Source organism: Lentzea sp. NPDC036955 (genome assembly GCF_055608005.1).
In genome coordinates this window covers 69,576-83,034 of the sequence record NZ_JBVJRC010000017.1, presented here as the reverse complement: position 1 = coordinate 83,034, position 13,459 = coordinate 69,576, and the positions used below count along the sequence as shown (strand labels likewise).

Sequence of the window (13,459 nt, the reverse complement as noted above, 5' to 3'; positions counted from 1 at the left end):
CGGCTTTCTGAGTTCACCGCGCCGCCGTCGTGACGAGGTAGCGGGTCAGGGCCGCCGGTGTGGGATGGGTCCAGAGGATGCCCGCGGGCAGCTCGACTCCGGTGCCCTGCTGCAGCTTGCCCCGGATCGCGATGCCCATGACCGAGTCCAGGCCGATGTCCGAGAACGGCCGTTCGGGTTCGATCCGGTGTTCCGGCACACCGGTCTCGGCCGCCACCACGCTGCGGATCACGGCCATCGCCGCGTCGGACACCTCGTCCGCGGGCAGGTCCCGCAGCAGGGTGACCGGTTCCGCCGCCGAGCCTCCGCGCGACTCGCCGTTCCGCGGGTCGCGGACGTGTTCGAACAGCGCGCGACGTCCCCCCGGCGGCGGTGTGGTCGGCCTGACCACCAGCGCGTAGCCGTCATCCGTGGTGTGCAGGCAGTTCCACACGCGCAGCGCCTCGGACGGGGTGATGTCACCGAAGCCCTGGGCCTCCATGCTCTGCAGTCCGTCGGCACTGAGCTTGCCCATGCCGGTGTCACGCCAGACCGTCCAGGCGATCGAGGTGGTGTTCCCGCCTCGGTGCCGGCGGTGTGCGGCCAGGCCGTCCAGGAACGAGTTGGCCGCGGCGTAAGCGGTGCAACCGGGCAGCACGACCAGCGGTGCGGTGGAGGAGAACAGCACCATCTCGTCGATGCTCCCCGGCGGGAACAGCTCGTGCAGCACCACCGCACCCAGCACCTTGGCGTGCAGCGTCTCCCGGATCGACTCCTCGTCCAGGTCGTCCACCAGGCGGCCGTGCACGGCTCCGGCCGTGTGGACCACGCCTCGGATGGGCGGCATGCGCAGGAAGTCGGGTGTCAGCACCGCTCGTGCGGCGTCGGCGTCGGTCACGTCCAAGGCGAGCGGGAGGACGTTCACCCCTTGGCCCTCAAGCTCCTCGACGACGCCGATGGCGCGCCGGGTCGCGTCGTCGTGCTGCTCCTCCCAGGTGGAACGCGGCGGCAGTCCACGCCGGCTGGTCAGGACCAGCCGGCGGGCGCCCCGTGAGGCGAGGTGCCGCGCCGCCTCCAGCCCGAGTGCCCCGAGACCGCCGGTGACCACGTAGGTGGCGTCGGGTCGCAGGGGCACCGGCGGGGTCTGGGCGCGGTCCGGGCGGGGAACGACGCGACCGGCGAGCAGTTCACCGTTCCTGACGACCAGCCAGTCCTCCGCGGGGGGTTCGTTGAGGACTCGCGCCACCAGCTCGAACGCGGCGTCGTCGTCGCCTCCCTCCAGGTCGAGCACGCCACCGCGCAGCTCCGGGTGTTCGGAGGCGATCACCCGTGCGGCTCCCCACAGGGGCCGATGCGCGAGACCGGAGGACGTGGTGCAGGCCAGGGCTTCCCTGGTGAGGACCCACAACCTGGTTCCCGGCCGGTCGGCCTCGGCCGCGGACCGGGTCACGTCGGCGAGATCGGTCAGGTGGCGGACGGTGGCGTCGTACTCCTGTCCCGGTCCGGAGTACGGGGCCAGGTACACCACGTGGTGCGGCCCGTCGCCCGCGGGCGGGTAGATGTCCTGTGCGGCTTTGACGAGCGTGCACGGCAGACCGGCCCGCACGAGGTGCTCCGCGAGCTGTTCCGCGGTCGCCGAGGGTTCGGTCGAGACCAGCGTGACCGTGGCCGCGGGCGTCTCGACGGCCGGGACCTCCAGCGGCTGCCAGGAAAGCCCGTGCAGGAAGGTCCTCGGGTCGGCGATCAGCGTCTGGTCCGCGTCGAGAACGCCGAACCGGAGCCCGGTGACCCTGGCGGACGACTGTCCGCCGGTCCCCTGGAGGTCCAGGTCGATGGTGTCGGTGGTACCGCTGCGCAGGCGTGCGACCAGGTGGACCGACGACGGAGCGGGACCGGTCCACTCGACCGACTCGATGGAGGCGGGCATGCGGTAGATGCCCTGCCGGGCCAGCGGAAGCGAGGACAGCGTGGTGGCGGCGTCGAGGACCACGGCCCAGTGGGACGCGCGGCCGGGCGTCGACACGGTCGCGTGCACCACGTCGTCGTCGTGCCGGAGGTGGTCCACCTGCCAGTCGAAGGCCAGACCTGACACCCCCAGCGGCCGGAGCAGGTCGAGCACCTCGTCGGTGCCGACGGGGAGCATCGGCAGCACCGGGTCTCCGACGACCTCGGCCGCGTCGGCGCGCACGGTGCCGGCACCGCCGTCGCGAGCGGAGGTGTGCGTGGTCCAGGACGTCTCTTCTGACGCCTCCTGCAGACGGGAGGAGAGCACCGCCCTGCCGTCCTGGCGGACGACCTGGACGGCGCGGTCCTGCTCGGCCGGCAGAGGGGTGCGCAGGACGACGTCGCGGAGGTGGCGCGGCTTGTCGGCAGCACCCGTGATCGCGTCGGCGAGCGTGCACAACAGCACGGCGGCGGGAACGATGTCCACGCCGTGCACGGTGTGCGGAGCGTCGTACGGCCTGTTCTCAGGCGACAGGGTCGTCTGCCACACGGCAGAAGGCGGCACGGTGGCAGCGGTCAGCCGGGAACCGAGCAGGGTGAAGGACTCCGGGTCGTGGCCTCCTGTCCCCCGGTCCAGGGGCGCCTCGGGAAGCCAGTACCGGCTGTGCTGCCACGCCGTGCGCGGCAACGCGACCGCTGCCGAGCGGGGCCAGCGGGCTCGCCAGTCGACGTCGACTCCGGCGCAGTGCAGCCTGCCCAGCTGTGCCGTGAGCTCCGGGAGCGCCGGCTGCGCGCGACGCAGCGAGTGCGCCGCGGTGACCGCCGGAACGGCCAGCGACTCCGCGATCTGAGCGATGTTGTGGACGACGACGGGATGCGGTGAGATCTCCAGGAAGTGGCGGTGTCCATCGTGGACCGCTGCTTCCACGGCCGCCGCGAACCGCACGGGGCGCCTGAGGTTCTGCTGCCAGTAACCGGCGTCCCGTGGTGCGCCGGAACGCGGGTCGTCCAAAATCGTGCCGTACAGCCGCAACGACGCCGGGCCGATCGACAACCCGTGCACAGCAGCGCCGAGGTCGTCGACGAGCCCGTCCATGTGCGAGCTGTGGAAAGCGACGTCGGAAGCCACTCGGCGAACCACGCGGCCCTCTTCGGCCAGCACGGTCGTGCACTCCTCCACCGCGGCCACGTCGCCCGCCAGCACGGACCACCCGCGGGCCGGTTCGATCGCCGCCGTCAGGCCGGACTTGCCCGCGAGCCGTTCCTCCAGCTCGTCGAACGGCACGTCGAGCAGGACCATGGCACCGCGTCCCGCCACGGTCCCGAGCAGTGCCGCGCGGCGGCAGGCGAACCGGGCGGCGTCTTCCGCGCTCCACACGCCCGCGGTCACCGCCGCGGCGATCTCGCCCATCGAGTGGCCGAGTGCCGCCACCGGTTCGACACCCCAGGACCGCCACACCTCGGCCAGGCCCAGGTGCATGGCGAACAACGTCGCCTGGATGCGGTCCGTCCGCGTGCAGTCCCCCTCGTCGATCTCGGTGATCAGCGAGTACCCGGCCTCCTCGCGGAACACCGGGTCGAGCCGCTCGCACAGGGCCGCGAACGGTGTGCTCGACCGGAGCAGCTCATGTCCCATGCCCGCCCACTGGGAACCGTGGCCGGAGAAGACGAACACCGGTCCGGCGGCCTGCTCGGTCGCCCTGCCGTGCACCACCCCCGGCACCTTCTCGGTCGCGGACCACGCCCGGAGGCGGTCGACCGCCTCGCCGCGATCGGTGGCGACCACGGCGGCCCGCCACGGCAGGTGCGACCTGTGCAGCGCCAGCGTGGCCGCCACCGCGTCGACGTCCTGCTCCCCCGTCTCCAGCACGTCCGCGAGCCTGGACACCGTCGGCGCGAGCGCCTCCTGGGTGGCGGCGGACAGGACGAGCAGGGACGGGGCGTCAGTGGCGTCCCGCTCCCCGTGTGGTTCCAGCGGGTCGCCTTCTGCCAGGCAGACGTGCGCGATGGTGCCCCCGTAGCCGAAGCTGGACACACCGGCCAGCTTCGGCTTTCCGGCGACCTCCGGCCAGGCGGTCGGCTCGGTCACCACCTTGACCGACCGCTCCGCCTCGACCGCGGGGTTGACACCGTCCCGCGCTCCCACCGTGGGCGGCAGGACACCGGCACGCATGGCCAGCACAGTCTTGATGATGCCGACCACCCCCGCACCCGCCTCCAGGTGCCCCACGTTGCCCTTCACCGATCCGATGAGCAGAGGCGAGTCCGGTGCCCGGCCGGCTCCGAGGACGGCAGCGGCCGCGGCCGCCTCCGTCGGATCACCGAGAGGCGTGCCGGTGCCGTGCGCTTCCAGGTAGTCCACAGCGGACGGATCGATGCCGGCGCCGGCGTAGACGGATCGGAGCATCTCCTGCTGTGCGACGCCGTTGGGCGCCATGATCCCGTTGGTGCGGCCGTCCTGCCGCACCGCGCTCGCACGGACGACGGCCAGGACGTTGTTGCCGTCACGCCGGGCGTGGTCCAGCCGCTTGAGCACCACGACACCGGCACCCTCGCCGCGCCCGTACCCGTTGGCGGAGGCGGCGAACGGCTTGCTCCTGCCGTCGGCCGCCAACGCTCCCGACGCGCCCAGCGACAGGGTCTGCGCGGGTGCGGCGATCAGGTTCACCCCGCCCGCGATCACGACGTCGCACTCCCCGGAGAGCAGCGCCTGCCGTCCGAAGTGGATCGCCGCGAGCGAGGACGAGCACGCGGAGTCCAGCGCCAGGCTCGGACCGCGCAGGTCGAGGAAGTACGAAACCCGGTTCGCGACGGCGCAGTAGGCGCCGCCGATGCTGCTCCACGGACCGATCCGCTCGGGATCGTTCAGCAGCATCTGCCCGTACTCACCGCCACCCACGCCGATCAGCACGGCGGAGTTGCTGCCGGCGAGCGACAGAGGCGGGATTCCGGCGTGTTCGAGTGCTTCCCACACCACTTCCAGCACCAGGCGCTGTTGCGGGTCCATCAGGACCGCTTCTCTGGGTGTGACGCCGAAGAACTCGGCGTCGAAGCTCGCGGCGTCCTCCAGGTAGGCGGCACGGCTGACCGCCCGGTCCACCGCGGCGGCGGCCGCCGGACCGTGTGCCGGGTACGACGACCACCGGTCGCGGGGGAGGTCCCCGACCTCACTGCGTGCCGCGATCAAGCCGGCCCAGAAGTCCGCCGGTTCGCAGATGCCACCGGCCAACCTCATGCCCAGACCCACGACGGCGACGTCGTTGTCCGGGCTACCAGAACTCAAACGCGTCATTTTGCTACCTCACAGATTTCGGTCAAGCCGCCTCGATCTCACGGGGTCTCCCAGCCAGCTCCGGGAGCCGGCCGCAGGGCGGGTGCGGCCGGGCGATGATGACGAGCGCGGAGCCCACCGGCGCGACGACCTCAGCCGCCGGGCCGGTGGGGCCGGGCATCCGGGTCGGGCCGGATGCCGTGACGGCCCCGACCGAGGTGGTCGGGGCGCCACGCTCAGCTGGTGTCGCCGACGTCGAACGTCTCGCAACCGGAGATGCGGATGAGGACCCGGCCGTCCACGTTCACCGCCTCCTCGACGTTCGCGTCGTCGACGTGGATGAGCAGGATTCCGTCCGGGTTGGACTTGCTCACCGCCGCGTCGCTGCCCGTCGCGAAGAACTCGATGCGGTCGATGAAGCGGGGTACCGCCACCAGGTGGACGCCGTTGCCGTCGGTGCGCAGCAACCGGGTCCGGGCCAGTGCGTCCAGCATCACCGTGGGAACCGGCGGGTTCTCCAGGAGTGCGCGGTCGGCTTCGGTGGCGGGCGGGACCAGCACCCAGCGGGAGCTGGTGCCGTCCGGGCCCTCCCTGCCGTCGGTGCTCGCGCGGTAGACCCCGCGCAGGACCACGGCGCTGTCATCGCGGTAGTAGGGGTCCTCCGACGGCCGGTCGGTGACGACGTTCCTGGCGAGCGGCGGGACCGGAAGGGTGCCCAGCACCACGTCGCACGCGAAGTGCTGGCGGTCCGCGCGCAGCACCCGGCCACGCCGGTCCACCACGTCGCTGGTGATCCGGACGTGCACGCGGTCAGGGCCGTCCAGCCGCGCCGTCACCCGGTAGGGGTTGCCCGGCCCGGCCTTCGGCGCGACGAACGCCGAGAACCGCAGGTTCTCCAGGGTGCGGACGGGCAAGCCGGGTACCACCGCGGTCGCCGCTTCGGCCGCGATGGTGGCCAGACCGGTGCCGTGCATGGTCGGTTTGCCGTTCACCGTGTGGTCGACCAGGAACCCCGCGGTGCGCTCGCCGAGGTCCAGCAGCCACTGGGTGGTGCCGCGGGTGGTGCGGTGCGGGGTGCCGAGCATCCACCGGGTGCGCTCCGGTACCGGGTGCACGAAGCCGGGGAACTGCTCGCCGAAGGTCGCGCGTTCCTTCGCGTTGAGGAACGCCACCAGCGGTTGGGCGACCGACGGCGTGCACAGCTCGGCGGCCAGGTGCCGCACGCCCTCGGCCGGGGCGAGCGGAGCCATGATCCCCGCTCGTTCGTTGTTGCCCTGCATCAGTTCCGATCCGCCCATGCCGATCTCCGCCCAGATCGGCCAGATCAGCGTGCGCTCGTCCGCGCCGCGGACCAGTGCCGCCTGGCGGGCCGCGCCGTGGAGGAAGTCGTTGCCGGGCGCGTAGTCGGTCTCGCCGGGCAGCCCCACGAGGCCGGCCACCGAGCCGAAGTTGCACCACTGGGCGGGCTGGGCGGTGCCGAACGCGGCCTTGAGGTTGCGGTACCCGTCGACCTTGACCCCGCGGACGTGCCGCAGCCCGTCGACCGTCAGCCGGGAGATGTCGCCGCCGTTGTGCAGGCCGGCGCCGTGCACGAGCAGGTCGACGTCCGGGGTGACCTGCCGGATCGTCTCGACGGCCGAGCGGACGGCCTCGGCGTCGGTGAGGTCGCAGGTCAGGTAGTCGACCGCGTCCTCACCGCAGAGCGCGCGCAGTTCCCGCAGGTTCCGCTGCGACTCGCGGGCGTTGAGCAGGCGGTCGAACCGGGCCATGACCTCCCGCACCGTGGCACCGGGTGTGCGGGCGCGTTCGGTCTTGAGGAAGTTCGCCCGCAGGCCGGGAAGTTGCTCGTCGCCCGCGTACAGCAGGTCCTCGGGCACGTCCTGCAGCCGCGACGAGCCCAGCAGCCACAACCGCAACGGCGTCCGGGAGGCGAGCTCCTTCGCGCAGGCCGCCGTGATGCCCCGCGCGCCGCCGGTGACCACGACCACCGACCCCGGCCGCAGCGGCGACACGTTCGAGCTCAGGTCGAGCGGTGCGGGCACCAGCTTGGTGCGCAGCCGCACACCGTCGTGGTGGAGCACCGCCGGATAGCCGCGGTAGCCGGCCAGTTCCCGGTTCAGGGTGTCCCAGGCGCCGGTCTCCGAGCTGATCACCACGGCCAGCCGCGCCCCGCGGAGGTCCCAGGCGAGGCTGCTGACGATGCCGGTGAACAGGCCGGCGGAGGAGTGCGGGACTCCGCTGCGCAGCTCGTCGACGAGGTGCACGCCGAGCGAGCCACCGGCGTCGATCCGGTCGCGGCAGGACTTCGCCGCGAGGAACAGCGCTTCGTGCGCGCGGAGAGTCCCTTCCGCAACGGTGTCGCCGGGCGCCGGCCAACCGGTGGAGGCGAAGAGGCGGACGTGGCTGAACCGGCCAGCGCCCGTCGCGGCGTCGGGGAACTGGGCCTCGACCGGTGCGGTCTCGTCCAGCACGTGGATGTGAGCACCGTACGCGCGCACGTGTGCGGGCACCGACTCCTCGCACCCCGGCTGCACGACGACGAGCCAGTCCGGCCCGGGAGCGGTGGTCCACTCGGCGCCGGAAGCCGGCTCTTCGACGTAGGTGCAGACGTAGCGCTCGTTGCGCGGCGCCGGCCGGGTGGCCCGGTGTGGTGTCAGCACGATCCCGGGCGCCGAAGGGCCGGCGGCGATCACGTGGGGGGTCTTCCCCAGTCGGGTGAGCTCGCCGACGAGGTCGCACGCGCCGTTGGCGCCGAGGTAGTCCAGCGGCCGTGGGGCTCGGGTTCCGGCGCCGCCGGTGGCGACCGAGACCTGGCAGAGCACGGGCCATCCGGCGGCGGCCGCGGTGCTCTCCCGTGCCAAGGCGAACAGGAAGGCGCCTTCGCCGAGGGGGCCGCGACCGAGCAGGGTGCGCAGCTCGTCGGTGCTGTTGCCGTTGAGGCTGAGCACGAGCGCCAGGTCCAGCGCTCCGCCGAGGAGGTGCCGCACCGCCGTCTGGACCGCGTGCGCGGTGGCGTCCGGTCCGGCGTCGGCGAGCTGCACGGCACCGTTGAGGTTGTGGCGGTTGGCGATGCGCGACGCGATGACGTTGCCCATCAGACCGGGCTGGGTGTCCGGGGTGGACTCGGGGGTTCCTGCCCGCACCGCGCGGCCCACGGCTCGCGCGGCCTCCGCGAACTCGTCCGCGTCGAGCTCACCCGGCGTGACGGCGAGCAGGTCGTCGGCGTAGCAGCGCAGCGCCGACTGGTACCAGGACAGGGTCGGTCCGTAGTGCGCGGCGATGACACCGGTGGTCTCCTCGCGGCCTTCCCACAGCTGCCCGTGTTCGGCCAGGAAGCGTTCGGCCACGTCCAGCGCCATCAGCTGGGTGCGGTCGATGGCGTCCGACACCGCGGCGGGCAGCCTGCTCACCTTCCACTCCGGCGCCGGGTAGGGCATCGGGAAGGCCGCGTCGTCAGCGGGCGCACGCCCCTCGCCCAGGCGCGTCGCGACTTCGGCCGAGGTCGGCGCCCCCGGCAGGTGGGCACTCCACGCGACCAGGACGACGCGGTCGTCCTTCGCCGGCGGCCGGGAGGTGGGCACGGGCTCGCCGGGGCCGGGCTCGTCACGCAACAGCAGGTGCCCGTTGGTCCCGCCGAACCCGAACCCGGAGACGCCGACCAGGCGCGGTCCGGCGGGCAGCGGCGTGTCCTGCGCGGGGACGGTGACGTGTTCCGCGGTCGCCGCCGCGCCGGGTCGTGGCCGTTGAGCGGGGACCACACCGTGGCGCAGGGCGAGCAGAGCGTGGATCACCGACACCGCGCCCGCGGCCCACCCCGTGTGCCCGATCAGGGACTTGTTGCTGGTGCACAACACTTCCCGGCCGGCCGACTGGTTCAGCGCGGCCAGCTCGACCTCGTCGCCCGCCCTGGTGCCGGTACCGTGCCCGACCACCCAGACCGGGGCGTGCTCCTGCCCGTGCCCGGCGCGTGCGATCGCCAGTTCCTGCCCGCGGTGGTTGGGGGCGGCGATGGCCTTGCCCCGGCCGTCGGCCGCGGCACCGAACCCCGCCAGCACGCCGAGCACCTGCTGGCCGTCGCGGCGGGCGTCACCCAGCCGGCGCAGCGCCACCACCGCCGCGCCGTCGGAGAAGAGCGTGCCGTCCGCGGAGCCGTCGAACGCGTTGACCGCTCCCCGGTGGCTGAGGCCGCCGAGCTTGCTGAACAGCACGTTGAACCGCGGGGTGACCATGAAGTAGCCCCCGCACAGCGCCAGGTCGGTGCTGCCTTCCAGCAGGGCGGCCACACCCAGGTCGATGGCGTAGAGCGACGAGGAGCACGCGGTGTCCACGATCGTCACGGGCGTGGTGTCCGGCAGCAGGCCGCGCACGGCGTTGCGGACGACCCCGTCCGGCAGGTGGCTTTCCGGGTTGCCCGCGGCCAGCCGGTAGCGCTCGCGCAGCAGGGAGCGCAGCCGTTCCGCGTCCGGGCCCGCGGGCGTCGGCCAGGCCTCGGCGAGCATGCGGGCGTACCCCTCGACCACCATGGCCTGCTCGAAGTGCTGGTCGCCGTCGGAGCAGGCACCGATGAACAGCGAGGAACGGGACGACGGACCGGCCGGCAACGCCTGCCCCAGGGCGTGGCGCAGCCAGGACGACGACAGGCTGGCGTCGGGAGCGACGTCCTCGTGCCGCCCCATCCGCACGAAGCCCGCGGTGCGCGCGTACGTGCGGTCGCGGTCGCCGGGATCGGCGGCCCAGAAGGTGTCGAGCGGATAGCGGTCCCCCGGTTCGCTGAACGCGGGCTCGCCGGCGCGCAGCAGTTCCCAGAACTGCTCGGGTGACTCCGCACCGGGGACGACCAGTCCCATCCCGACGACGGCAATGGCATCGTCGTCACCCTCACGGCCGGGCGTGGGTTCCGCGGCGCGGCTCGAGGTGCGGGCAGGCGCATTGTCGGAGGCGCGGGTAGGCGCACCGTCCGAAGCGCGGGCAGGCGCACTGTCGGCGGCGCGAACCGGCACATCGCGAACCGCCACCCCCGACGCGCTGGGCTCGACGACGTCCGCCGTCGGCCGCGGGGCGTCGCCCCACGTGCCCCCGGCGCGGATCAGCGCACCGCCCAGCCGGATGCCGCCGTCGTTGACGACGTTCTCCCCCGTGATCCACGACGCTTCCGGGGAGGCGAGGAAGGCCACGAGCTTCGCGTGTTCCTCGACCGTGCCCAGGCGGCCGAGCGGAGTTCCCGCGACCGTCGCCTCCAGGACCTCTTCACTGCGGGGGAACAACTTCACCGTCTCGCTGACGAGCATTCCCGCGGACGCCATGTTCACCCGGATGCCGTGCGGCCCGAACTCCACGGCCAGGTACTTCGTCAGCTGTTCGAGGGCCCCCTTGCACACCGCCACGCAGCTGTAGTTGTCGATGACGACGCTGGTGCCGATCGAACCCAGGTTCACGATCGCGCCGCCGCGGTCCTTCATGAGCGGGAAGGCGGCACGGCAGCAACGGCGCGGGCCGTGCACGTTGGTGTCGATCGCCCTTTCCCAGTCGCGGTCGGTGAGCACGTGACCGGGCTCGAACACTCCGCGGGCGGCGTTGTTGACCAGCACGTCGAGCCGCCCGTGCCGGCGTGCGACGTCGGCGAACATCTCCTCGACCGCGTCCTGCTTGGCCACGCTGGCCCGCAGGTGCTCCGCGGAACCGCCCTCCGCGAGGATGTCCGCCACGGTCTGCCGCGCGGCGTCGATGTCGTGGAACCAGTTCACGATCACATGGCCGCCACCGCGGGCCAGCTCGCGCGCGATGGCCCGGCCCTGCCCCTTCGAGCCTCCCGTCACCAGGCAGATCCGGTCGGCGAAAGCACCGCTGCGTGGACTGTTCACGCCTTCACCCGCCCGGCACCGAGCTGGGTGAGCAGCTCGGCGATCGACTCCAGGGTGGTGTAGTCGGTGATCCGGATGTCGGCCTCGGGGAGGTCGTACTTCTGGCGGGCGCGCTGGAGCAGCTCGGTCTGCCGGATGGAGTCGATCCCCAGGTCCGCCTCGAGCTCGATGTCGGCTTCGAACACTTCCTCCGGATAGCCGACGGCGGAGGCGTAGAGGGTGCGCAGCTCGTCCACCAAGCCCGGAACGTCCGCGCCCCCGGACGGCGCGGGTTCTGCGGGCTCGGGTGCCGTCGTGGGGACGGCAGCGGCGGGAACCGCGGTGTGCTGCACCTGGTGCGTGCCCGTTCGGGCGGGCTCGACCGGTGCCGCGTCCGCTCGGGCGCTCGTGATCGACGACCCGTTCGAACCAGCGCCCGCAACCGGCGACCCGTTCGAACCAGCGCTCGCAATGGACGACCCGTTCGAACCGGCCTGCATGACCGACGATCCGTTCGACCCGGCCTGCGCGACCGGCGCCCCGTTCGACGCGGCCTCAGAGCTGGAGGACGTGGCGAACGCGCCGCGCAGCTCGTCGAGGGTCCGGCGCTGTCGCAGCGGTGCCGCGGTCTGCACGCCGGGCAGGCACGCACCCACGAGGTCGGTCAGTGCGGCGCGCGCTCCGCACTCGAGGAAGTGCGCGTACCCGTCACCCCGCACCGACACCAGGGCCTGCAGGAAGCCGACCTCCCGTTCGAGGTGGCTGGTCAGGATCTCGCGGCCGTCCTGCTCGGTCTCGACGTAACGGCCCAGCACCGGCGAGTACATCGGCACTCGCGGTGCGCGCACCCGGACCTCGGCCACCTCCGCCTCGAACAACCGGTTCGCCTCCGCCAGCAGCCGGTTGTGGAACGGGTACGGGACGCGCAGGCGCGTCGCTTCGATCCCGAGCAGGCCGGCCAGCGCCGTCAGCCGGTCCAGCGACTCGTGCGGGCCGGAGACCACGACCTGGTCGTACCCGTTGTGGGCAGCGACCGCCAGGCCGCGGTCAGCGAGAGAGCCGACGACAGCGCTCGCCCGCTGTCGTCCGACGCGCAGCGCGACCATTCCTCCCTCGGTGTCGCGCGAGGCGCGCAGCGCACGGTCACGCGCGATCACGAGCCGGACCCCGTCCGCCAGGTCGAGCGCTCCCGCGGCGGTCAGCGCGGCGAACTCGCCGAAGCTGTGACCGATCACGAGAGCCGGTGTGACGCCGGCGAGCTCACGGGCCAGGTCCAGGACCGCCAGTTCGGTGGCGAAGATGGCCAGGCTCAGAGCAGGGACGTCACTGGCCAGCAGCACGTCCAGGGTCGGCGCGTCCGCGCTCTCCAGCAGGGTGGAGATCGTGGGGCCGCCGTGCCGGAGGGAGATCGCGTCCACCTGACCGACAACGGCCGGCAGTGAGCGGTCGGCGCACACGCGTGAAAGACCACCGGGCAGGTACCCGCCCTGTCCCGGGAACAGGAAGACCGGCGAGGAAGACGACGAACAAGACACGATGAGATCCTTAGCGTGGAGCGGGAAAACGGGTTTCAAAGCACCCGGCGGGGGACCGGGGCAGGCTCCGGACGAAGCCAGGAGGTCGCTTGCTCGACAGGATGTCAGTGGTGCGCGTACCGCCACGAGCGCTCGTTCCGGCAGGCGGGACCGGAGCCCTTCGCGCCGTTGACGCCGGGTACTCTCACCGTCGGCTGCCGTCGTTCCAGCCGAGCACATCGGCGGGAGTCCCGGCGGCCGGTGCGCACCTGCCGGAAATCGGTGAGCACTGCCCGTCGTCGCGCAGCAGGAACTCCTAGGACCGGCGCGATGAATCCTTCCACGGGCCAGGGAGGTGCTGGGGCGGGATCGGGCACCCGCACATCTCCGAATTCTTCACGACGGCGGTGTCGCCGCCGCGTCTGTGTTGCGGCATCCCTGCGGACCACATTCACCGTGCACCACAAAATGGTGAACATCGAGTGACTTGCAGTCTTCTGCCGCACCCTCCGGACGACACCCCACGGGTCGTTCGGCAGCGATTTCTCGGAAGGGGCATCACCCTTCGAACGGCACGCGAATGAGGCTAAACAGCTTCACGACGGCATACCTGCGGAAGTCCACAGGTATGCCGCAGGAGCAGCGATCACCGAAAGACCACAGGCGTTCACCAGCGGTAACGGGGTCGAGGCACTCCACCCCGAAGGCGGATGAGCTGCGCGCTCACAAGCAGAGAGTGACGCACATCGCCGACCGCCCTCAAGAAGACTACGGATGTCCACAGCACAGACCCGCTGGATTGGTGGTCGCACCCGCCGATCATCCGATGAAGGCCGTCCGACCGGACCACTGACGCGCCTTCCGGTGTCACACCACATCGACGAGCGGGCAGCGGACGAGGCGATCGTTTC

At 72.3% G+C, this 13,459-nt stretch carries 3 protein-coding genes; all 3 read right to left on the bottom strand.

Annotated features, from left to right (window positions below; genetic code table 11):
- Positions 1 to 13 precede the first annotated feature (13 nt).
- Positions 14 to 5,215 (bottom strand): type I polyketide synthase, encoded by a 5,202-nt coding sequence (locus tag ACZ7CF_RS40075; RefSeq protein ID WP_470372299.1) that lies wholly within the window; start codon positions 5,213 to 5,215, stop codon positions 14 to 16.
- Between the two features lie 215 nt (positions 5,216 to 5,430).
- Entirely contained in the window at positions 5,431 to 11,055 is a 5,625-nt protein-coding gene (locus ACZ7CF_RS40070) for an SDR family oxidoreductase (RefSeq protein ID WP_470372298.1), read from the bottom strand.
- Complete coding sequence (locus tag ACZ7CF_RS40065; protein WP_360384845.1) at positions 11,052 to 12,569, bottom strand: acyltransferase domain-containing protein; 1,518 nt, start codon at positions 12,567 to 12,569, stop codon at positions 11,052 to 11,054. The genes ACZ7CF_RS40070 and ACZ7CF_RS40065 overlap by 4 nt, the downstream gene beginning before the upstream one ends.
- Positions 12,570 to 13,459 lie beyond the last annotated feature (890 nt).

Bases quoted from the DNA above. Each gene is read 5' to 3' on its own strand.
- ACZ7CF_RS40075 (WP_470372299.1), bottom strand. From the start codon at position 5,215: ATGACGCGTTTGAGTTCTGGTAGCCCGGACAACGACGTCGCCGTCGTG.